This is a genomic window from Ruegeria sp. (assembly GCF_028066395.1).
Classification (GTDB): Bacteria; Pseudomonadota; Alphaproteobacteria; order Rhodobacterales; family Rhodobacteraceae; genus Ruegeria.
In genome coordinates, this window is the sequence record NZ_JALCBM010000016.1 from 25,843 (window position 1) to 47,823 (window position 21,981).

Below are 21,981 nucleotides of genomic sequence, written 5' to 3' on the forward strand. Positions count from 1 at the left end.
GGATATGGAAGGCTCCTTCAAACTTGGAACGGGGGCGGCTGACGCCCCCTTCTACCTGCCGCAGGGCGACGAATGCGATGTGTTTGCGGCCGCCTATACCAACAACCTGCCGGTGCTGCTGAAAGGCCCGACCGGCTGCGGCAAGACCCGGTTCGTGGCCCATATGGCAGCCAGCCTCGGACGCCCGCTTTATACCGTGGCCTGCCATGACGATCTGGCCGCCGCCGACCTGATCGGGCGCTATTTGCTGAAAGGAGGCGAAACCGTCTGGGTCGATGGTCCGCTGACCCGCGCGGTGCGCGAGGGCGCGATCTGTTACCTTGACGAGGTGGTCGAGGCCCGCAAGGACGTGACCGTTGTGCTGCACCCGTTGACCGATGACCGGCGCATCCTGCCCATCGACCGCACCGGTGAAGAGCTTGAGGCCGCCCCCGGCTTCATGCTGGTGGCATCCTACAACCCGGGCTACCAGAACATCCTGAAAACCCTGAAACCCTCGACCCGGCAACGGTTCATCTCGATGGAGTTCGACTTTCCGTCGCCGCAGATGGAGGCCGAAGTTGTCGCGCAGGAAAGCGGCCTGCCGCTGGAACGCTGCAAACCGCTGGTGCGCCTTGCGGGCAAACTGCGCGGGCTCAAGGGTCAGGACCTTGAGGAGGGCGTTTCCACCCGTCTGGTCGTCTATGCCGCGACGCTGATCGCACAGGGCATGTCCACCGACCGCGCCATCCTTGCCGCCATGATCGAACCTCTGACTGATGACGAGGACATCAAACGCGGGCTCCTCGATCTTGTCACGGCTGTCTTTGGGTGAGGCCGGCCGATGGTCAAGATCGATTTTGAGCCATGGGAACCCGAAGAAACGATCGGGAAACTGTGGCACACCCTGGCCAGCCGCCTCGATGCACCTTTGGTGCACGAAGGAGCCGCGGTCGACCTCTCGCAGGTCGCGGGGCGGCTGGCCGTCCTCTTTCGGGGGCTTGGGGGCAGCCCGGGCGTGGAATTGCGCCCGGTCTCGCCCGAGATTTCGCATCACCGGCTCAGTTGGCGCCGCCGTCTGGGCACCGAAGCTGAACTGATGCCGCGCGCCTCGTTCGATGGCGAGGTGCTGCGCCTGCCGGACCGGCTGTCCGTCTACCCCTCGCGCGAGGCCAATGGCGCGCTCTATGTCTGGCTGGCGGCCGCCGCCGCCCATGCCGGAACCCGGATCGACGAAGACGACCCCCTGCGCGCCGATCTGCGCGCGCTGAGCGCCGCGCAGACGATGGTCGCGGCCACGCTGGACAACGCCCCCGGTCTGCGCCCGCTTTACACCGAACTTTGCAAGGGGCTGCTGCAACAGCGCGACGTGCCCGACTTGCCGCCGGATGAGGCCGCGGTCGAGGAACTGGTTTGCCATATGCTGGGCCACCCGGCGGCATTATCTGCCAGGGCGGAACAGCTTCAATCGCTGGACGAGGCCCTTGCTGCCCCGCGTGGCTACCAGCCCTTCCGCCCGGTTCCGCTCTGGCCGGAAATGCGCGCCGTCGGGTTTTCGGAACATCATGAGGTTGAAAACCCCGATACCGATGGTCCGCTCGAAGAATCGAGCGAGAAAACCCACCGCGCCCGTCGCCGCAAATCCGATCAGGCCGAGCGCAACGACAGCTTCATCCTGCATAAGTTCGAAGCGATCCTCAGCTGGGCCGAGTTCCTGAACCTCAACCGTCGCGTCGATGATGACGATCCCGACAATGCCAAAAAGGCCGCCGACGATCAGGAGGAGATCGGGCTGGGCCAGATCTCCAAAGCCCCGCCGACGCGGCTGAAACTGCATCTGGACCTCGCGCCCGAGGATGTGGATCGCGAACGTCTGTCGGGCCGTGTCCTCTATCCGGAATGGGATGTGCGCACGGGCCAGTATCTGCCCGATCACGTCAACGTTCTGACCTCGGATGCTGATATCCGCGCCGACGCCGCTGAATTCGGCAAAGATCCCGCCACCGCCCGCCGCATCCGCGCCATCAAACGCCAGTTCGAGGCGCTGCGCCCGGGCCGTGTCATGACACGCGGCCATCTGGATGGCGACCAACTGGATATCGAGGCCGCCGTGCGCGCTGAAACCGACCGCCACGCCAGCGGCGAAGGCAATGAACGCATCTGGCTGCAGTCTCGGCCTGAGGCGCGTGATCTGGCAGTCTCGATTCTGCTGGATGTCAGCCGCTCAACCGAAAGCGCCGTCACGGGACGCGCGGTGATTGACATCGAACGCGAGGCGCTGGCCGCGCTGGCCTGGGGTCTGAACGCCTGCGGCGACGATTTCGCCATCCACGCCTTCAGTTCGCTGAAACGGCAGCGTGTCTATGTCCAGCGGTGCAAACGCTTTGATGAGCCGATGGGCACAGCGGTCGAACAGCGTATCGCCTCGCTGCGCCCGGGCCATTACACGCGGCTAGGGGCTGCCATTCGCCATTGCTCGGCTGATCTGGCCGGACAATCGCGCAAGCGCCGCTTACTGCTGGTGATCACCGACGGCAAACCCAACGATCTGGACCATTACGAGGGCCGCCACGGTATCGAAGATTCTGCCATGGCGGTGCGCGAGGCCCGCCGCGCAGGGCAATCCGTGTTCGGAGTCACCATCGACAAAACCGGCAAAAGCTGGTTCCCGCGCATGTTCGGGCAGGGCGGGTTCGCCGTCATCCCCGACCCGCACCGCCTGACCATGGCCCTGCCACAGATCTACCGCCAACTGGTCGGCGCATGAGCGACCGCAGCGCCCAGCCGGGCGGCCTGATCGACGAGTTGCCCGGAGAACTGCTGATGTGTGTGCTGATCATCAGCGAATTGCTGGTCTTCGGCGCGGGCCTGATTGCCTTCATGGGCGTCCGCCTGACCGACCCGGCAGGCTTTGCCGAGGCGCAATCGCATCTCTACCGCACCGGCGCTGTCTTCAACACGGGCGTACTGGTCACCTCGGGCTACCTTGCTGCACAGGCATTGTGGTGGCGCCACGCGCAACGAACTGCGGCACGGCTGGCGCTGATTGGCGCGGCGATGCTGGGCATCCTGTTCCTGATCATCAAGGGCGCGGAGTATGCAGGCAAGGCGGCACAAGGCATCACCTTTGAAACGCACCCGTTTTTCCTGTTCTACTACCTGCTCACCGGGTTCCACGCCGCCCATGTGTTGGCCGGTGTCGGCCTCCTGCTGCTGGTCGCCTGGCGGGACGCCCCACGCAATATAGAGGCCGGAGCCCAGTTCTGGCACATGGTCGATCTGGTCTGGATCATGCTCTTCCCCGTGATCTACCTGCTGGGATAAAAGCGATGTCCGCAACTTCATCTTTTCCCAAATACTCCCGCCGGAGGCTCCCGAACTCACCCACACGCGCCTGGCTCTGGCTTTTGGCACTCAGCCTCGGCTCAACTCTGCTGACCCTTCTGCCTATTCCCGGTGCCGTATTGGCAGGCGGTATCCTGATCCTCGCCCTGATCAAGGCGCGGCTGATTCTGGCGTGTTACCTCGACCTTGCGCAAAGCACGCCCTGGCTGCGGGGCTTCACCCTGGTGCTGACCGGCTTTGCGGCGCTGGTCTACGGTCTCTACCTGATCTGAGCCCAAAAAAGAGCCGCCCCGAAAAAGGGGCGGCAGGTGACAAAGCAAAGGGGGCTTTGAATTACTGTGCGGCCATCGGCATCCGCGCGATCTGACAGCGTTGCCACAGGGCCGAGAGCGCACCAATCAGGTGGTCGATATCCGCATCCGTATGCACCGGCGATGGCGTGATCCGCAGACGCTCGGTGCCTTTGGGCACGGTGGGATAGTTGATCGGCTGGATGTAGATGCCGAACTCTTCCAGCAGCGTGTCCGAGATGAATTTGCATTTCACCGGATCGCCCACCATCACCGGGATGATGTGGCTGGGATTGGGCAGATGTGGAATGCCCTCGGCATCCAGCCGGGCGCGCACCTGCGCCACGCGGGCTTTTTGCAGGTCACGTTCCGCACCCGACTGTTTCAGATGCCGGATCGAGGCGGCAGCGCCTGCGGCAATCGCCGGGGGCAGGGCGGTGGTAAAGATGAACCCGCTGGCGAAACTGCGCACGAAATCGCACAGCGCCGCCGAGGCCGCGATGTAACCGCCGACGACTCCGAACGCCTTGCCCAAAGTGCCCTCGATCACCGTCAGACGGTGCATCAGCCCTTCGCGCTCGGCAATGCCACCGCCGCGGGGCCCGTACAGGCCAACGGCGTGAACCTCGTCCAGATAGGTCATCGCGCCGTATTTGTCGGCCAGATCGCAAATCTCCTTGATGGGGGCGATGTCGCCATCCATGGAATAGACCGATTCAAAGGCAATCATCTTCGGCGCGTCCGGGTCGGCGGCGGCAAGACGGGCCTCAAGATCGGCCAGATCATTATGTTTCCAGATCACTTTCTGCACCCGCGAATGGCGGATGCCCTCGATCATCGACGCATGGTTCAGCGCATCGGAAAATACGATCAGACCGGGGATTTTCGCTGCCAGTGTTCCCAGCGCCGCCCAGTTTGACACATAGCCCGAGGTGAACAGCAACGCGGCCTCTTTCCCATGCAGATCGGCCAGTTCCGCCTCAAGCAGTACATGGTCATGGGTGGTGCCCGAGATGTTGCGCGTGCCACCCGCGCCCGCGCCGCAGCGGTCCAGCGCGTCATGCATGGCCGCGATCACCGAAGGGTGCTGCCCCATGCCCAGATAGTCGTTGGAACACCAGATGCGCACATCGCGCTGTACCTGCCCATCGGTCTGACGCGCGTTCGGGAACGCGCCGCAGCGGCGTTGCAGGTCGATGAAAACGCGATAGTTGCCCTCATCCCGCAAATTATCCAGACTCTGGGTGAAAAATCGCTCGTAGTCCATTTCGGTTGCTCCCCGGGATACTGGCTTTGGCCCAAGATTATGCCCGACGCGAGGGCCACGACATGACAATAGTCAAGTTCATGCAAGGAAAGACATGTTGTAGCTGGCTGGGGTTTGGCATAGCCCTTTGGGCAGGGGCATGAAGAAAAGGACCCGTCATGGCGCATGAAGCACAAAAGGCCATCGCGCGGCAGTCGCTGCTGCTCAAAAGCCTGCCCGAGCAACATGTCGACACCTTGCTGAGCCACGCGATCTGGCGGCGCTATGACCGGGGTGAGACGATCTTTCTGCAGGAAGAAGAGGCCAAGGCGGTGCATGTGGTGCTGGCCGGATGGGTCAAGCTGTTCCGCATGTCACCCACCGGGTCCGAGGCCGTGGTCAGCGTCTTTACCCGTGGCGAAAGCTTTGGCGAGGCCGTGGCCCTGCGCAACGTGCCCTATCCGGTCTCGGCCGAGGCGGTGTCCCCCTGCGAGGTGATGCACATCCCCAGCCCCCTGCTGCTGTCGCTGATGCGCGAGGATCCCGAGATCGGCGTGTCGATCCTGGCCGCGACCTTCAGCCATCTGCATGCTCTGGTGGCGCAGTTGGAGCAGTTGAAGGCGCAGACCGGGGCGCAGCGGGTGGCCGAATTCCTGCTGAACCTTTGCGTCAATGACAAAGGCGGATGCGAGGTGGAACTGCCCTATGACAAGATGCTGATCGCCGGGCGTCTGGGGATGAAACCCGAAAGCCTGAGCCGCGCCTTTTCGCGCCTGAAAACCGTGGGCGTGCGGATCAACCGCAATCATGCGGTGATTTCGGATGTGGTGGGGTTGCGTGATTATGCCGAAAGCGATCCGTCCGAGAAATAGGGGCGGCGCCGCATGGGCGAGACATAACAACGCTTAAAAGTTAACAAAACTGTCATTTTGATATATGCTCGCAGTGTTATCGCCAATAACACTTCGGTTTTTGTTGTGAGTCAGACCATTTACGAGAAATACGGCGGGTTCAAAACCATCAGCCGCATCGTGATGTCATTCTATGAGATGGCATTGGAATCCGAACAGATCGGCGATCATTTCGATGATATCGACATGCCGCGCCTGATCGATCATCAGACCAAATTCGTGTCTTCTCTGGTCGGTGGCCCGGCCTCGTTCAGCGATGACCGGATCGAGGCGGTGCATCGCCATCTGAACATCTCGCATGATGATTTCGATGAGATGAGCGCCCTGTTGCGCGAGGCGCTGGAGATGCACGGGATGGCTGATGGGGATATAGATATCGCGCTTGAAGCGATCGAATCCAAACGCGCCATCATCGTGGCCCGGACCGCCGCATGAGCATTCTTGCCATCAATGAGCATCTGCTGCGGGCGATCGGGGTGGGGGTCGCGGTGCTGCGGGCCTCGGACCTGACCTTTGTGTTCCACAACGGCCCCTTTGCCGAATGGTTCGGCACGCCCGAACCGGGCCAGACCCTGCTGGACATCCTGCCCGATCTTGATCTGAAAGAGCTGGAGGATGTGAAGCAGTCCGGTCTACGCTATTCGGTTGAGTTGCAGATCAAACCCAAGCGCCGCACGCTGATCTTTGCCACAGCCATCTCGCTGGCCAATGGGCTGGAAGAACAGGTGCTGGTGGTCGAATGCCAGAACATCACCCGCATCCGCGAGTTGGAGAGCATGATCGACAGCTATTCGACCATGGTGGAACGCAATACGCGTGAGTTGGAGCGCGAGAAGGAACGGGTCGAGCGCCTGCTGCTGAACCTGATGCCGCGCGCGGTCTATGAAGAATTCAAGACCTTCGGCGTGGTGACGCCGCAGCTTTATGATAAGGTGTCGGTGGTCATGCTGGATTTCGTGGGCTTCACCGATTTTGCCGCCAAGACCGACCCGACCGTAACGCTGAGCGAGTTGAACGACATTTTCACCGCCTTCGACCGGATCGTGGAACAATTCGGGTGTGAGCGGATCAAGACAATTGGTGACGCCTATCTGGCGGTCTCGGGCATGCCCGATGCCACGCCGGATCATGCCACGGCGGTGGCCCATTGCGCGGTGCGTTTCCTGCGTTATCTGGAGCGGCGCAATGAAAGCCATCCGCATAAATGGCAGGCCCGTATCGGGCTTGGCATGGGCGCGGCGGTTGGTTCGGTCGTTGGTATCCAGAAATATGTCTATGACGTGTTCGGCCCGGCGGTGAACATCGCCTCGCGCCTGCAGGTCTTTGCCAATCCGATGAATATCGTCGCCCCGGAAGAGATGAAGTATGCCCTGATCGACGAGTTTCAGATCACCGATCTGGGGCCGAGCGACATCAAGGGGATGGGGCGGATGGAACTGATCAACGTGACCTCGCGGCTGGGAACGCCGCAGAAAACCCGGATGTTCTAGGCCCTAGTCATCCTGCGGTAACAGGCCCAATCCGCGCAGATAGATGCCGATCCCGGATTCCAGCAATTCCTCGGGCGGGAAAGGGGATGTCGCGCCGGTGTTGCGGGCGAACAACTCGACCACACCGTGGCTCATGGCCCAGATATGGGCCGAGAACATTGAGGCGGGCGGGCGTTTTTCCGGCGGGATATGCTGCGATAGATCAGCGGCGGCCTTTTCCAGAACGGTTCGGGCGCGGTTGGCAGCAAGGGCCAGTTCCGGCGTGCGGTTGACCGAGATGCCGCTTTCAAACATCGCGATGTAATGGCCGGGATGCTTGCGGGCAAAGGCCAGATAGGCGCGGCCCGTGGCCTCGAACGCGGCCAGGGCCGAGGGCTGGCCCTTGTCATAGGCGAACTGCATCAGGTCGGCGAACATCTCGAACCCCTGACGGGCGGCTTCGGCGATCAGGTCCTCGCGGCCTTCGTAATGGCGATAGACGGCGGCGGGGGTGACGCCTGCGGTTTTGGCGGCCTCGGACAGGGTGAAACCGGTCGGGCCTTTGGCCTCGATCAGGGACAGCGCCGCCTCGATCAGCGCTTGTTTGAGGTTTCCGTGGTGATAACCGCGCTTTGTCATTCCGGCCCCGGCCGCTGTGGTTTGTTTTTCTGCTCTGGTTTCAACACATAGCCCAAGCGCCGGGGCGCGTCCAACCGATCCTAGGCGTCCCAGATGTCTGGCCCGCCGCAGATATCCGGGTCGGGCAGGCCCACCGCTTCGGCGTTTTTCTCGTCATACTCCAGCGCGCCCAAAACGGTCTGAATTGCGGCCAGCCGCGCGCGTTTCTTGTCGTCGGATCGGATGATGGTCCAGGGGCAATGTTCGGAATGCGACCGGGTCAGGGTTTCGGCAATCGACGCGGTGTATTCATCCCACTTGCCCAGCCCGGCAATATCGATAGGGCTGAGTTTCCATTGCTTTAGCGGGTCGGTTTCACGTGCCAGAAAGCGGTTCAACTGCTCGGCACGACCGACATTCAGCCAGAACTTGAACAGGTGGATGCCGTCATTGACGAAGCCATGTTCCAGCGGCATCACCTGACGAAAGAACCGTTCGCGCTGTTCGGGGGTGCAGAAGCCAAAGACGTTTTCCACCACGCCGCGATTGTACCAGCTGCGGTCGAAGAAAACGATTTCCCCAGCCGAGGGCAGATGTGGGATGTAGCGCTGGAAATACCACTGGCTGCGTTCCGCGTCCGAGGGTTTGCTGAGCGCCACGTTCCGCGCCCCGCGCGGGTTCAGGTTCTCGCGAAATCGCTTGATCGTGCCGCCTTTGCCTGCCGCATCACGGCCTTCGAACACGATAGCGACGCGTTGGCCGGTGGATTTGACCCAGGCCTGCAACTTGACCAGCTCGATCTGCAGCGCATCCATCTGACGGTTGTAATCCTTGCCCTTCATCCGTTCGGAATAGGGGTAGGTGGGGTTCAGGATGTCGCCCTTCTTGGCATCCTTGATGGCCTTGCGAATGTCATCCGGGGCGTTCTTGCGGAAATAGTCTTCAATCGAGCCTGTTTCAGAACCGGTCATGCGCGCCTCGTGATAAAATCCATACCTGACTATGGATTACGCCGAGGGTTAACGCAAACCCGCCCGCTGCGTGGCGCGGTCGATGGCGGCGGCAACCTCGGGCGCGGCGACGACTTGTGGCATGTGGCCGATACCTTCCAGTTCGATCAGTTCCGCACCGGGAATCTGTTCGATCAGGCGGGGAGCATGCCAGTCGAGAAAGACGGTCGTATCCGCCGTGCCATGCACGATCTCGGTGGGTACGGAAATCTCACTATATCGCGGCTGCAATTCGGTGACCTCGGCCAGCAGATTGGCGCGTTGTTTGGCATTTGCATGCATCGAGGACCGGCGCATGCTGAGGCCGGTGCCGAAATGGTCGGCATAGCCTTCGGGCGCCGTCTGGGGCGCGAACACCTTGTTCAGTGCCTCGTCCACATACCAGTCCGGCACATAGGCCGTGATCAGCGGCAGGACCAACGCGTTACCCGCCGAGGTCGCGCCAATCGTGTTGAACGCGTCCAGAGGCGTCTCCCACGGGATTGCGGCAGGGGCGATCAGCACCAGACCCGAGATATTCTCGGGCCGTGTTACCGCCCAGGCCAGCGCGACCGACCCACCATAGCTTTGTCCCGCTACGATGGGCTTGTTCGCGCCCAGTTGTGCGGCAGCCCGTTGCAGGATTTCCGCTTGTTCCACAATGGTTTCGCCATCGGGGTTAAAGCTGTCAGAATAGCCCAATCCGGGGCGATCAAATGCGATGACGCGATAGTTCTCGGCCAGAATGGGGGCCAGAGCAAAGGTCATGTCGCGGGTATTGCCGCTGGAGCCGTGGATCAGCACCACATCCGGCCCGTCACCCATGACCACGGCGTGAACGGCGATGCCATCAACCTCGACAATCTGACCTTCGACGGGGAAATTTGCCTCCGCCATACTCTCGCGCTGACTGACGCGCCATGCCGTTGCTGCGGTAAGGACCAACAGCAGAAGGCAAAGGGATATCAGAAGCTTAGTGGCCAATCTTACTCATGTCGAACGGGGTTGTCTGGTATATCTCGTTGATCCAGTTGCCATAAAGCAGATGCGCATGGCTGCGCCAACGGTTCTGCGGTGTCTGGCTGGGATCGTCGTCGGGATAGTAGTTGATCGGTACGTTGATCGGCGTGCCATTGGCCACGTCGCGATCATATTCCTGTTTCAGCGTGTCGCTGTCATATTCGAAATGATTGAAGATATAGAGCGCACGGTGATCCGGGTCCTCAACCAGACAGGGGCCCACATCATCACTGCCCAGCAGGGTTCTCAAGCCGGATGCAGCATCGATCTCGGCCTGTTTCATCTCGGTCCAGCGGCTGACGGGAATCACGCAATCGTCTGAAAACCCGCGCAAAAACGGCGAGGATTCATCAAGATTGCGATGCCGAAAACAGCCAAATGCCTTGGCGTCCAGCATGTGTTTACGCACGTCATGAAAGTGGTTGATCATCGCCATCCCGCCCCAGCAAACGCCAAAAGTGGAATGCACGTTGGTCTGCGTCCAATCAAACACCTCACTGATTTCATCCCAGTACGTGACATCGGTGAAATCGAGATGCTCGATGGGCGCGCCGGTGATGATCAACCCGTCGAACTTCTGGTCCTTAACCTCCTGAAAAGGATGGTAGAACTCAGCCATATGTTCGGCAGCAGTGTTCTTGGTCTGATGCTCGGTCATGCGGATCAGCGACAGCTCGATCTGCAGCGGCGTGGCCCCGATCAGACGCGCGAACTGGTTTTCGGTCTGGATCTTCTTGGGCATCAGATTCAACAACCCGATCCGCAGGGGGCGGATGTCCTGACGTGCGGCCTGATCGTCGGCCATGACCATCACGCCCTCATCGGTGAGGACGTCAAAGGCAGGCAGGTCGGATGGGATCTTGATCGGCATGGGTCACGTTGTTGAAGCTGTGAATGAAATCTGGAACTTAGGGCCGGTTGGGCCGGGTCTCAAGGGTGTGTTCGATCAACTCGTCGAAATCGCCGGCGTCACGCACTTTGGCGATGTCATCGGCGGTGACGGTGATGCCCCAATTGTTGGCCATAGCCTCGTATCTCGGCTGACGATGGGCCAGCGCGCGGGCATAGGTCCAGCGGATGAACGCGTCGGGATCGACCTCGTCCGCCGCGCAGCCCTGTTGAGCCAGATATTCGTCCCAGACCTGCGTCAGGAATTCGGCCTGATAGGACATTGGCTTGGGGGCTTTGTCGAAACGGCGGATCAACTCGTTGGTATGCGCCTCACCCCCCTTGATCCAGACCATCAGCGTATGGCGGGACAGTTCGGACAGGACCTGATCCTTGGGATCGTTCGGATCGACCCATTCGCAGATCGACCCACCCGTGTCGCAGATGAAGTGTGGGTAATGGTACAGTTTCCGCGCCCGGTCGATGAAGTATTTCGTATCCAGCAGGGCGTGGATTTCGGCCAGGCGGAACTGTTCCTGCCGGCGGCGGTATTCGGCGATCTCAAGCCCGCCCAGGGCCGGATTGCCCGGTTTGCCCAGATAGGCCGAGACGGGGGTCAGATTCTCGAACGAGATGTTCGAGCCGATATAGATCGAATCCGACAGCAAAAGCTCGCGCAGAAAGGGGACCTTCATCGCTTCGGCTTTGGCGTTGTCGGCGATGTATTCGCCCATATAACGCGTGCCGATGCGGTAATCGATCGAGTAGTGGAACCAGTCGCCCGCATCCCGCAAACGGTTCGAGACGAAGGATTTCCCAAGCCCCGACATGCCGAAAAACAGCACTTTTTTGCGCGCCGCGTCGCGCCATTCCCGAGCTGAGGCGTAGATCATGATCCGCTGTCCCTTGTTTCGCCCTAGCTAATTCGGGTGGATGGCAAGGTCAATCACGTCTGCCGGATCGGCTGAGGATTATCAGCCCTGCGGCCAGAACGGCAAAGCCCAGATAGGCGTTCGAAGGCAGGGATTCGTCGCGCACCAGCGCGCCCAGAACAATGGCGATGGGCGGGATGATCAGCGTCACCAGCATCAGATTGCCGCTGCCCGCCTGCGCCAGCACCCGGTAATAGAGCAGATAGGCCCCGGCGGTGGCGACGACCGAGTAATAGGCGATGGACACCCAAGTCTGCCACGGTTGGCTCAGCGATGGCATCCCATCCACGATCAGCATCAGGGGCAGCATCATCACCGTCGCGCCGGTCAGCATTCCGGCGGCGGCGATTTGCGGGGGCAGGTGACCCAGTCGGAACCGCGCCCAGACGGAGGCCAATGCGTAAGACAGCGTGCCGCCCAGAATGGCCAGTTGCGCCAGATTGCCCAGGCTGAACTGCAGGAGGTTCCCAAGCCCGATGGTGATCGACACGCCCAGAAAGCCCAATGTGACGCCGATCAGTTTCGGCCTGCTGAGTCTTTCGTCACGAAAGAACGCGGCAGCCAGCAGCACGCCGAAGATGGCGGTGGCGGCGTTCAGGATCGAGGTCAGGCCGGTTTCGACATAAAGCTGCCCCCAGGCCATCAGCGAAAAAGGCAACACGTTGTTGAGAAACCCCATGACCAGAAACGCGCCCCAGATGCGCGGGTCTTTTGGGATCGGCAGTTTTTGAACGGCGATCACGGCCCACAGGACCAGCGTGGCCCAGAACACCCGGTGAAACACGGTGGTGACAAAGGGAACCGTATCCAGCGCGATGCGGATGGACAGGAAGGAAACGCCCCAGATCACGCCGAGCAAAACAAGTTCGGCAAACGCGCGGGCAGAGAAGGATTTCTGAGGTGCCACGCCTTGTTCTGTCATCTATGACCCGGCGCGGCGACCCGTTTCCTGCGAAAAAACCCCGCCGGTTCGGGCGGGGCTTTGGAATGGTTATGATATGCGCATCAGTTCAGAGCGTATGTGATCTGGAACCCGACACTCCAGGCGCTGTTGCCGGTGAAGTTGGCCCTAACTCCCCCCGCGCCATCTGCCGTTGCATCTCCGATGTCAGTGTAGCGTACCCCACCCGAAATCTTAGCCTTCTCCAGAGAGTAAGTTCCACCTAGGCCAATGCTCCAGAAACCGTCCGTTGGCCCTAGATTCGATACGATATCACCTTGAGAGCTTTCATAGCCCAGTGTTACCGCACCCGAAAATTCTTCGGAAAACTGATACCCTAGACCAAGTGAGTAGGTGAAGGTAGCACTTTCGTAGTCAACCAGGTTAAGGCCACCGGTTGCTGCGGTGTAAACTGGCGGTGCGTATACCAATTGGGGCCAATCGACCCAGCGAACTGAACCAAACAGCAGAGTCTTCGGCGCAACGCCCGTCTGGAAATCCAAGTTAACCGATTGCGGTGTTACGACTTCGCTTGTGGTGGTGGTAGAACCACGACCAGCTGGGGTGGTGATGGTTTCAATTTGTGAGACGTCGTGGGTGATCTTCGAATTGTAGGTTAACGCTACCCGCGCGGCAATTTCGGGTTTTTCCCAGGCAACACCGATAACATATCCCAAGTCAGTTGTGTCATTCGTGTCAATTTCGTAACTGCCGACAATTGGGACGGAGACATTTGCCGACACGCGCTGAACCCTCAGACCGCCAATCGCGCTGAACCCGCCATTTAGTTTGTACCGCAGTAGGGCAGTGACGGCGTCGGTGTCGGCGGTGGCGCGCAATACGTCGGTGCCGCCCCCGGTATTGATCGACAGGGGGTAATTTGCAGCATATGCGATATCAGCACCGAATGGCTGGTCGTACATTATTGCAAAATCTAGCTTTTCGGTAAGTGCGGTTTTGTATCCGAAATGCGGAGTGAAGAAGCTGTTCGCGACATTACCTGAATCAACGGGCTGACCAGTTGTCAGGCTAGGCATTGTACCGCTGACGCTGGGATCGGTATATCCCAGGCGAAGTTGCACCACTGTGCCTTCTTCGAAAATCAGGTTTATGCCCTGACCACTGCGGTCCAGACCGCCTGCTTGTGCGGTCGTTGCGCCGACGCATAGTGCGCATGCTGATAGCAGCGTCTTGTTCATTATATCCTCCCTACACTGTCCATTTGTCTGCCTGATACGCTCCCTCAACGCATTCCGGCGGGTGTTACCGGTCTCTACATTCTTACACGTTAAGAAATCGTCAATCGGTGACCGAACGTTACTTGGCCGCAGACACACGCTGGGGTGTTGCGGAATTGTTACGATTCTCGGACCAGACGTTCAGGAAAATTCCGGTAAAGATCACAGCTGCGCCGAGCAGGGTCCAGAAATCCAGCGGCTCGTGATAGAGCAGCATTCCGACAACGGCGATGGTCGGAAGCCGGGCGAAGTCGAAGGGGACGACAACGGTGGCCGGGGCAATGGCCAGCGCGTTGGTGATGCAGAAATGCGCCAGCAGGCCGGCCAGCCCGATCAGCAACAGGAAAGGGGCGGTTTGCCATGAGGGCAAGACCATCTGCCCATCAATCCCCGCCGCTGCCAACCCCAGGACACCCTGCATCAAAGTCAGCCAGAACATGATGCAGCCGATGCTGGCGGTACGGGTGAGGGTTTTGGTGGAAATATTTGTCAACGCAAAGAAAATTGCCGATGCGGCGGCGCAGGCAACGCCGAGGTTCAGCGGGGCCGTGCCGGGCCGCGCCACGATCAGGATGCCCGCAAAACCGATCAGAGCGGCGATCAGGCGCAGGGCGGTCAGGCGTTCCCCAAGAAACAACGGCGACAGCAGGATGACCCAGATCGGGTTGGTGAACTCCAGCGCAAAGACCTGTGCCAGAGGGATGACACCCACCGCGTAGAACCACAGGTTCTGGCCGGTGAAATGCATGACATTGCGCACCCCGTGCAGGCCCAGCCTTTTGGTTGTGACCTGAGGCCATGCGCCGCTGAAGGTCAGGACGGCTGCAACCACACACAGGCCCACGACGCTGCGGTAGAACATGATCTCGAACGTGTCATGGGTGACGCTCAGCTCGCGCCCAGCCACGGCCATGGACGAGAACGCGGCAATCGCCCCGGTCATCCACAGGGCGGCCTTGCCGATCTGGGGTTTGCTGCTGTCCAAAATCACCCTGGCCCGTTTACAGGTTAAGCTTTGGGATCAATAACGTCTTGGCAGGGTTTGGGAAATGAAAAAGCCGGGACAGGGCCCGGCTTTCGTTCATTCCCACTCGATGGTGCCGGGAGGTTTTGAGGTGATGTCGTAGGTACAGCGGTTGATGCCCTTGACTTCATTGATGATCCGCGTGGCGGTTTCGCCCAGAAATTCGTGGGTGAAGGGGTAGTAATCCGCCGTCATCCCGTCGACCGAGGTCACCGCGCGCAGGGCGCAGGCGTAGTCATAGGTGCGCCCGTCACCCATCACGCCGACGGTGCGGACGGGCAGGATGGCCACGAAGGCCTGCCAGATTTCGTCATAGAGCCCATGCTTGCGGATCTGGTCGATATAGACCGCATCCGCCTCGCGCAGGATGTCCAGCTTTTCGCGGGTGATCTCGCCGGGGCAGCGGATGGCCAGACCGGGGCCGGGGAAGGGGTGGCGACCGATGAAGCTGTCGGGCAGGCCCAGCTCGCGGCCAAGTGCGCGGACCTCGTCCTTGAACAGCTCCCGCAGGGGTTCGACCAGTTTCAGGCCCATCTTTTCGGGCAGGCCGCCTACGTTGTGGTGCGATTTGATGGTGACCGACGGACCGCCCGAGAAGGAAACGGATTCGATTACATCCGGGTAGAGCGTGCCTTGGGCAAGGAACTCGGCCCCGTCGATGGTATCGGCATGTTTCTGGAACACATCAATGAACAGCTTGCCGATGATCTTGCGTTTGGTCTCGGGGTCGGACTGGCCTTCGAGTTCACCCAGAAACAGTTCACTTTCATCGGCATGGATCAGCTGAATATTATAATTGTCGCGGAACATGCCCACGACCTCTTGCGCCTCGTTCTTACGCAGCAGCCCGTGATCGACAAAGACGCAGGTCAGCTGATCACCGATGGCTTCATGAATCAGGATCGCTGCGACAGAGCTGTCGACACCGCCGGACAAGCCGCAAATTACCTTTTTATCCCCGACCTGTTCACGGATCTTTTCGATCATCTGTTCGCGATAGGCTCCCATGGTCCAGTCGCCCTTGAACCCGGCCAGTTTCACGAAATTCTCATAGAGTTTCGCGCCTTTGGGGGTGTGATGCACTTCGGGGTGGAACTGCACCGCATAGAAATGACGGCTTGCATCGGCAGTGATCGCATAAGGCGCGTTGGGTGAGGTGCCGTAGACCTCAAACCCAGGTGCGATCTGGCTGACATGGTCACCATGGCTCATCCAGACCTGCTCGTCACCTTCGGCGAACCAGCCATCAAGGATATCCAACCGGCTTTCCGGCGTGACAAAGGCACGGCCGAACTCGGCGGTGCCGTGGCCGCTTTCGACCTTGCCGCCCAGTTGGTGCATCATCACCTGCTGGCCGTAACAGATGCCCAGGATCGGCACGCCATAGTCGAAAATCTCTTGCGGGGCGCGGGGCGAGCCCTCGCGCGTGACGCTGTCCGGCCCGCCCGAGAAGATCACGGCACGCGGCGCCATCTGGCGCACGAAATCCATCGTGACATTCTGATAGGGGTGAATCTCGCAATAAACATTCAGTTCGCGCAGGCGGCGTGCGATCAGCTGCGTTACCTGGCTGCCGAAGTCGATGATCAGAAGGCGGTCATGGGTGTCTTGGGTCATGCTTGGCTATTAGGTCGCAAGCCTTGCATGTGCAAGCGCTATGACGTCAATTGAGCGCAGGGAGAGCGCGCGACATGGCACAAATGACAATGCGGGCCGCCACAGGGGCGGATGCAGAGGCAATCCGGGCCTGTATCGCGGCGGCTTATGACAGCGCCCGGCGCGAGATTCCCGATCTGCCGGATGTGACCGAAGGTATTGCCGCCGATATCGAAACTCGGTCGGTTTTTGTTGCCGAAGGTCGCGGACAGGTCATGGGTGTCATTATCTTCGCTGCGCAGGATGATGCCATCCTGATCAATAACCTTGCGGTCAGCCCGCAGGCGCAGGGGCAGGGCATCGCCCGCCATTTGCTGGAACAAGCCGAATCTGCGGCGCGCGCGGCGGGGCTGAGCCGCCTTCACCTGCGGACCCATCGGCTGATGCAGGGCACCCGGGCGATGTACCACCATCTGGGCTGGGCCGAGGTGGATGTTCAGGGCAACACCGTTCGGATGGAGAAGCCCGTCACCTGACACCTGATGCAACATGTCGCTTTTCCCCCGATAGCGCCGTAAAAAACCTGCGGCGATCCCGGCGGTTCCTGTAACAAACGGATCAAACGAAGCAGACAGACCGGATTTACGCATGTCAGAGGCTAACACCCGGCGCAGAACTCGGGGCGGTGGTGGTGCCGCCCGTCGGGCCGAGCGCACAGCGGTTGTCATCGAAACCGCGAAATACATCGAACGCAATATTCCGAATTTCGAGGTCCTCAACGAAGAGGCGCTGGAAATCATCGAATATAACGCGGATACCATTCTGGAAGAGGTTGGCGTCAACTTCGTCGACAACCCCGAGGCGCTGCAGCGCTGGCGTGATGCGGGTGCGGATGTCACCGGCGAACGGGTGCGCATTCCGCGCGGGCTGGCGCGTGAGCTGATCAAGACCGCCCCCAGCGAGTTCACCCAACATGCCCGCAACCCGGAAAAATCCGTGGTCGTGGGTGGCCGCAACATGGTTCTGGCCCCGGTCTACGGCCCTCCCTTCGTGCGCGATGTGCAGGGTGGCCGTCGTTATGCCACCATGGACGATTTCAACAAGTTCGTGAAACTGGCCTATATGTCCAAATGGCTGCACCATTCGGGCGGCACGGTGTGCGAACCGACCGATATCCCGGTGAACAAGCGCCATCTGGACATGCTGATGTCGCATATCACCCTGTCGGACAAGCCGTTCATGGGCTCGGTCACCGATCCCAGCCGTGCGCAGGATTCGGTTGAGATGTGCGAGATTCTGTTCGGCAAAGAGTTCGTGCAGAACAACACGGTGATGACCTCGCTGACCAACATCAACTCGCCGATGACCTTCGACGACGTGATGATGGGCTCGCTTGAGGTTTATGCGCGCAACAATCAGGCCTGCATCATCTCGCCCTTTATTGTGGGCGGTGCGATGGCGCCGGTTTCGGTTGCGGGTACGTTGACACAGGTTCTGGCCGAGGTTCTGGCGGGCGTGGCCTATAGCCAGATCATCCGCCCGGGCGCGCCTGCGATCTTTGGCGCCTTTGTGTCCTCGATCGACATGAATTCCGGCGCGCCGACCTTTGGTACGCCCGAGGCGTCGCATGTCACCTATGGCGCGGGTCAGCTGGCCCGGCGTCTGGGGCTGCCGTATCGTTCGGCGGGGTCGTTCTGCGGCTCGAAATTGCCCGATGCGCAGGCGGCGTATGAGACGGCGAACTCGTTGAACATGGGTCTGTTGGCTGGCGTGAACTTCATGCTGCATTCCTGCGGCTGGCTCGAAGGCGGGCTGGTCGCGGACTTCGAGAAGTTCGTTATGGATGCCGATCAGTTGGGCGTACTGCACGGGCTGGCCAAGGGCATCGCCTATGACGAGAACGCGCAGGCCATGGATGCGATCCGCGAGGTTGGTCCGGGCGGGCACTATCTGGGGTGCGCCCACACGCAGGCCAACTTCAAGGAAGCGTTCTGGAAAACCGAAGTGCTGGACTACAAGCCCTTCGAGACCTGGGAAGAGGAAGGCGCCCGCGATACGCGGACGCTGGCCAGTGCGCGGGTCGAACATCTGCTGGCCAACTACCAGCAGCCGCAACTGGACCCGGGCGTCAAAGAGGCGCTGGACACTTATGTGGCCCGGAAAAAAGAGTCGATGCCCGACGCGTTCACCTGATCACACATAACGTGTGGCGCGGCTGGCCTGGTACAGCTGCGCCTCACCGATCAGGGCAATCATCAGGTCCAGATGCCGGACCAGAGAATAGGCCGCGTCGTCCTCTTGCCGCTGGGTGTTGACGTCCCGCTCCATCTCCATCAGGCGCATCAGCGCGGCACCCGGACCGGGCAGCGCGCCATATCCCAATATCCTTTGCAGGTGCCGGTCGCGGTCATAGTCCTGCGCCCCGATCTTGGCCGCCCGGGTCAACAGACGGGGGCGGCGGAGTGTGGTGATCATGCTCATCAGGTCCTGCACGGGAGTAATCCTTTCATTGCTTTTGTCTGCAGGAGTTGTGGCACAACCCTAGCGGGTGTTGCCTTGCAGGCCCTCGTGCCGAACTATGGTTTCACGACTGTTTATCTTTTTGAATCAATTCTAGCTGATGTCGTCTGTGATTAACGAACGAGTAACGAAAGCGACTCTAGTTAGAATTGGTTAACTAAGAATCCGACGACGAACATTGGCAGTTTGATTTGTCGACGAGGGCGAAAAACTATGGAAAACAGCATGGCTTTAACCGTTCCCGCATGGGTTCCCGAAGGGGCGCAACGATATCTTGCCCATACGGAATCAGGACGGTCGATACGGGAAATTGCACGGTCTGCGGGGTGCCATGCTTCGACAATCCTGCGGCAGATTCGCCGGATCGAAACGCGCCGGGACGACCCGCTGGTGGATGCGGCACTGCAATCTCTGGCCGAGGCACATTTTGCGGAGCGTGACGTGTTCCCTGCGGCGCGGTTTGACGAGGTGCCGAACCCGCTGGCGGCACAGGATCAGGAGTTCGATCAGGAAGCGTTGCGTGTGCTGCGCCGCCTGTGTGAGACCGGTGCGGTTCTGGCCGTGGCCGAGGATATGGACAAGGCCGTGGTCGTCCGCGATAACGGCGACAACGGCACCACGAAAACCGCTGTGGTCGAATGCAAGATCGCCCAGGCGCTGGCCCTGAAAGACTGGATTTCCTGCGACAATCCCGGGCGCATCTCGCGTTATCGGATTTCATCTGCGGGCCGGTCGGCGCTGAGCCATCTGATCGCCGAGGCGGAAAACCGCGCCCGCGCACAGAATGAGTTCGGGATGGCCGAAGCACAGGCCCCGTTTCAGGGGTTTGGCGGTCATCAGCCCTGCGAGGTGACCCAACCCAAGCGCGGCGCGCGGGCGCGGTACAGCGCGGCGGAAAGCCCGCTGATCGCCCTGTCGCGGCGGCGGGACAGGGACGGGAACCCGTTTCTGGACGAATCCCTTGTGGGCGCGGGCGAACGCCTGCGCGAGGATTTCGAACTGGCCCAGATCGGGCCGCAGGTCGCGCAGAACTGGGACCGTTTTCTGACCGGTGGCGGCCGCGGTGGGTTCGACTCCTCGACCCCTATGGCCAGCGGTTCCTCGGGCGCGCGGGATCGGGTGGCAAAGGCGCTGGCGGATCTGGGGCCGGGCCTCAGCGATGTGGCGCTGCGGTGCTGTTGCTACCTAGAGGGGCTGGAGCTGGCGGAAAAGCGCATGGGCTGGTCGGCGCGCTCCGGCAAGATCGTGCTGCGGATCGCCCTGCAACGGCTGAAGCGCCATTATGAGGATCAGGCCGAGCGTGACCGTCTGATCGGCTAGCCATTTGCATGTCTTGCGATTTGGCGCGCAAGTGATAGTCAGAGGTTATGAATTTCACCCTCAGACAATTGCAATATTTCCGCGCGGTGGCCGAGAAACGTAATTTCGGCCGCGCCGCGCAATCCTGCCATGTCTCGCAACCGGCGCTGTCGGTGCAGATCAAGGCGCTGGAAGAGGTGATGGGCGGCCCGCTGTTCGAACGGCAGGCACGGGATATTCTGCTGACGCCGCTGGGGCGCGATGTTCTGGACCGGGCCTATCAGGTGCTGGACTCTGCCGACCGGCTGGACCGGTTTGCCCGCGATCATTCGGGCGGGCACCGGTCCCTGTCGATTGGCATCATTCCAACCGTCGCGCCCTATCTGCTCCCCGGGGTTCTGGCCGGTCTGCGCACCGGAGATGTCTCACTGCGGGTGCAGATTCGCGAATCCAGAACCGAACATCTGCTGTCGATGCTGCGCACGGGTGAGATCGACGCTGCCGTTCTGGCCTTACCTGTTGCCGGAGAAGGGCTGATAGAGGAACCCTTGTTTCAGGACCACTTCCTGCTGGCGGGCAGTCAGACCCGGTTGAACCGCCTGACGGTCAGCCCCGAGGCCCTGCGCCCCGTCGATCTTAAAACCGCGCATCTGATGTTGTTGGAGGATGGCCATTGCCTGACCGATCAGGCGCTGGAGGTCTGTGGGCAAAATCGCGGCAGCAGCCAGATCAACATGGGCGCGTCCTCGCTGGCGACCCTGTCGCGTCTGGTGGCCGAAGGGTTCGGCCTGACCCTGATGCCGGAACTCGCCGCCCGGGCCGAGACCGAGGCCGTGCCCGGCCTGCATCTGCTGCGGTTCAGCGCACCGGAACCTGCGCGCAGTATCGGCCTTGTGCGCCGCGCCTCGTCTCAGCCCGAGGATTGGTTCGAGAAACTGGCGCAGGTGATGCGGCAGGTGGGGGAAGAGATCGTGGCCGAGACCCGCGCATGAAAAAGGCCCGCCAATTGGCGGGCCCAAATCTACAGGGACCTGTCGGATCAGGCCAGCGCGGGCTCGCGCGCCTCGTCCAGATGTTTCATCAGGTTTTCGGGGGATGACACGCCATAGGGGTCCTCGGGGCAGTTATCCATCAGGCCGGGCTCTTCGAACCATGCCTCGACCACGCCGTCATTGACGATGGCTGCATAGCGCCACGAGCGCATGCCAAAGCCCAGATTGTCCTTGTCGACCAGCATGCCCATCTTGCGGGTGAACTCACCCGACCCATCGGGGATCACCTTGACGTTTTCCAGACCCTGATCCTTGGCCCATTTGTTCATGACAAAGCTGTCATTGACGGACATGCAATAGATGTCATCGATTCCCTTGGCGGTGAAATCGCCAAAGCCTTTTTCAAAGCCGGGCAGTTGATAGGTCGAGCATGTGGGCGTGAATGCGCCGGGCAGCGAGAACAGGATCACGCGCTTGCCAGCAAAGTAATCGGCGGTTGTCTTGTCTTCCCAACGGAACGGGTTCGGCCCCTCGATGGCCGCGTCACGGACGCGGGTGTGAAAGGTCACGTGGGGCAGTTTGGCTCCGGATTTCATGATCAACCTCTTGTGAATCGATGTGTTTCTGCCGTGATCTATAAGGATTCTAAATTCGCTTCAACGCCGGATATTCTGCGAATGCGAAT

23 protein-coding genes are annotated in these 21,981 nt (G+C 60.6%); 11 read left to right on the forward strand and 12 right to left on the reverse strand.

Annotation, left to right across the window (positions count from 1 at the left end; all coding sequences use genetic code 11):
• The first annotated feature begins 4 nt into the window (after nucleotides 1-4).
• From MPJ51_RS07375 to MPJ51_RS07390, 4 genes are read left to right on the forward strand one after another with little or no spacing between them, the layout of a single operon-like run.
• Complete coding sequence (locus MPJ51_RS07375; protein WP_298383982.1) at nucleotides 5-814, forward strand: CbbQ/NirQ/NorQ/GpvN family protein; 810 nt, start codon at nucleotides 5-7, stop codon at nucleotides 812-814.
• Nucleotides 815-823: 9 nt separating this feature from the next.
• Nucleotides 824-2,746 carry a VWA domain-containing protein gene (locus MPJ51_RS07380; RefSeq protein ID WP_298383985.1) on the forward strand — a complete coding sequence of 641 codons (1,923 nt, stop codon included), beginning with the start codon at nucleotides 824-826 and terminating at the stop codon, nucleotides 2,744-2,746.
• A complete protein-coding gene (locus MPJ51_RS07385) occupies nucleotides 2,743-3,303 on the forward strand; it encodes a cytochrome c oxidase subunit 3 (RefSeq protein WP_298383988.1) in 561 nt (186 codons plus the stop codon). The genes MPJ51_RS07380 and MPJ51_RS07385 overlap by 4 nt, the downstream gene beginning before the upstream one ends.
• A gap of 5 nt (nucleotides 3,304-3,308) precedes the next feature.
• Nucleotides 3,309-3,596, forward strand: coding sequence for a cytochrome C oxidase subunit IV family protein (locus MPJ51_RS07390; RefSeq protein WP_298383991.1), 288 nt, complete (start codon nucleotides 3,309-3,311; stop codon nucleotides 3,594-3,596).
• 61 nt (nucleotides 3,597-3,657) lie between these two features.
• On the opposite strand, the gene hemA is transcribed toward MPJ51_RS07390, so the two are convergent.
• Nucleotides 3,658-4,881 (reverse strand): 5-aminolevulinate synthase, encoded by a 1,224-nt coding sequence (hemA, locus tag MPJ51_RS07395; RefSeq protein WP_298383994.1) that lies wholly within the window; start codon nucleotides 4,879-4,881, stop codon nucleotides 3,658-3,660.
• Between the two features lie 158 nt (nucleotides 4,882-5,039).
• Between hemA and MPJ51_RS07400 the strand changes: the two genes are divergently transcribed.
• From MPJ51_RS07400 to MPJ51_RS07410, 3 genes are all read left to right on the forward strand, one after another.
• Entirely contained in the window at nucleotides 5,040-5,732 is a 693-nt protein-coding gene (locus MPJ51_RS07400) for a Crp/Fnr family transcriptional regulator (RefSeq protein WP_298383997.1), read from the forward strand.
• A 105-nt stretch (nucleotides 5,733-5,837) separates the two neighbouring features.
• Complete coding sequence (locus MPJ51_RS07405; protein WP_298384000.1) at nucleotides 5,838-6,206, forward strand: group 1 truncated hemoglobin; 369 nt, start codon at nucleotides 5,838-5,840, stop codon at nucleotides 6,204-6,206.
• On the forward strand, nucleotides 6,203-7,261 hold the full coding sequence (locus MPJ51_RS07410; protein ID WP_298384004.1) for an adenylate/guanylate cyclase domain-containing protein: 1,059 nt from the start codon (nucleotides 6,203-6,205) through the stop codon (nucleotides 7,259-7,261). The genes MPJ51_RS07405 and MPJ51_RS07410 overlap by 4 nt, the downstream gene beginning before the upstream one ends.
• A gap of 3 nt (nucleotides 7,262-7,264) precedes the next feature.
• Here MPJ51_RS07410 and MPJ51_RS07415 read toward each other — a convergent pair whose 3' ends face one another.
• From MPJ51_RS07415 to guaA, 9 genes are all read right to left on the reverse strand, one after another.
• A complete protein-coding gene (locus MPJ51_RS07415; protein ID WP_298384007.1) occupies nucleotides 7,265-7,879 on the reverse strand; it encodes a TetR/AcrR family transcriptional regulator in 615 nt (204 codons plus the stop codon).
• 80 nt (nucleotides 7,880-7,959) lie between these two features.
• On the reverse strand, nucleotides 7,960-8,829 hold the full coding sequence (ppk2, locus tag MPJ51_RS07420; protein ID WP_298384010.1) for a polyphosphate kinase 2: 870 nt from the start codon (nucleotides 8,827-8,829) through the stop codon (nucleotides 7,960-7,962).
• Between the two features lie 48 nt (nucleotides 8,830-8,877).
• The gene (locus MPJ51_RS07425; RefSeq protein ID WP_298384013.1) at nucleotides 8,878-9,744 is read right to left on the reverse strand and encodes an alpha/beta hydrolase; all 867 of its coding nucleotides are present in this window, start codon (nucleotides 9,742-9,744) and stop codon (nucleotides 8,878-8,880) included.
• Between the two features lie 76 nt (nucleotides 9,745-9,820).
• Nucleotides 9,821-10,738, reverse strand: a complete 918-nt coding sequence (gene metA / locus MPJ51_RS07430; RefSeq protein ID WP_298384017.1) for a homoserine O-succinyltransferase — start codon at nucleotides 10,736-10,738, stop codon at nucleotides 9,821-9,823.
• 37 nt (nucleotides 10,739-10,775) lie between these two features.
• A complete protein-coding gene (locus MPJ51_RS07435; protein ID WP_298384020.1) occupies nucleotides 10,776-11,648 on the reverse strand; it encodes an ATPase in 873 nt (290 codons plus the stop codon).
• A gap of 49 nt (nucleotides 11,649-11,697) precedes the next feature.
• Nucleotides 11,698-12,609 (reverse strand): DMT family transporter, encoded by a 912-nt coding sequence (locus MPJ51_RS07440; protein ID WP_298384022.1) that lies wholly within the window; start codon nucleotides 12,607-12,609, stop codon nucleotides 11,698-11,700.
• A gap of 83 nt (nucleotides 12,610-12,692) precedes the next feature.
• On the reverse strand, nucleotides 12,693-13,826 hold the full coding sequence (locus tag MPJ51_RS07445) for an outer membrane protein transport protein (protein ID WP_298384023.1): 1,134 nt from the start codon (nucleotides 13,824-13,826) through the stop codon (nucleotides 12,693-12,695).
• Between the two features lie 118 nt (nucleotides 13,827-13,944).
• Nucleotides 13,945-14,850, reverse strand: coding sequence for a DMT family transporter (locus tag MPJ51_RS07450; protein WP_298384025.1), 906 nt, complete (start codon nucleotides 14,848-14,850; stop codon nucleotides 13,945-13,947).
• 96 nt (nucleotides 14,851-14,946) lie between these two features.
• A complete protein-coding gene (guaA, locus tag MPJ51_RS07455) occupies nucleotides 14,947-16,506 on the reverse strand; it encodes a glutamine-hydrolyzing GMP synthase (RefSeq protein ID WP_298384028.1) in 1,560 nt (519 codons plus the stop codon).
• A gap of 74 nt (nucleotides 16,507-16,580) precedes the next feature.
• On the opposite strand from guaA, the gene MPJ51_RS07460 reads away from it, so the two are divergent.
• On the forward strand, nucleotides 16,581-17,021 hold the full coding sequence (locus tag MPJ51_RS07460; RefSeq protein WP_298384031.1) for a GNAT family N-acetyltransferase: 441 nt from the start codon (nucleotides 16,581-16,583) through the stop codon (nucleotides 17,019-17,021).
• 112 nt (nucleotides 17,022-17,133) lie between these two features.
• Nucleotides 17,134-18,678: a trimethylamine methyltransferase family protein gene (locus tag MPJ51_RS07465; RefSeq protein WP_298384034.1), complete on the forward strand. Its 1,545-nt coding sequence runs from the start codon at nucleotides 17,134-17,136 to the stop codon at nucleotides 18,676-18,678.
• On the opposite strand, the gene MPJ51_RS07470 is transcribed toward MPJ51_RS07465, so the two are convergent.
• The gene (locus MPJ51_RS07470; protein ID WP_298384037.1) at nucleotides 18,679-18,978 is read right to left on the reverse strand and encodes a DUF6477 family protein; all 300 of its coding nucleotides are present in this window, start codon (nucleotides 18,976-18,978) and stop codon (nucleotides 18,679-18,681) included.
• A 240-nt stretch (nucleotides 18,979-19,218) separates the two neighbouring features.
• On the opposite strand from MPJ51_RS07470, the gene MPJ51_RS07475 reads away from it, so the two are divergent.
• Nucleotides 19,219-20,325 carry a DUF6456 domain-containing protein gene (locus tag MPJ51_RS07475; RefSeq protein ID WP_298384040.1) on the forward strand — a complete coding sequence of 369 codons (1,107 nt, stop codon included), beginning with the start codon at nucleotides 19,219-19,221 and terminating at the stop codon, nucleotides 20,323-20,325.
• Between the two features lie 47 nt (nucleotides 20,326-20,372).
• Nucleotides 20,373-21,296 carry a hydrogen peroxide-inducible genes activator gene (locus tag MPJ51_RS07480; RefSeq protein WP_298384043.1) on the forward strand — a complete coding sequence of 308 codons (924 nt, stop codon included), beginning with the start codon at nucleotides 20,373-20,375 and terminating at the stop codon, nucleotides 21,294-21,296.
• 47 nt (nucleotides 21,297-21,343) lie between these two features.
• On the opposite strand, the gene MPJ51_RS07485 is transcribed toward MPJ51_RS07480, so the two are convergent.
• Nucleotides 21,344-21,892, reverse strand: coding sequence for a peroxiredoxin (locus MPJ51_RS07485; RefSeq protein WP_298384046.1), 549 nt, complete (start codon nucleotides 21,890-21,892; stop codon nucleotides 21,344-21,346).
• Between the last annotated feature and the right edge of the window lie 89 nt (nucleotides 21,893-21,981).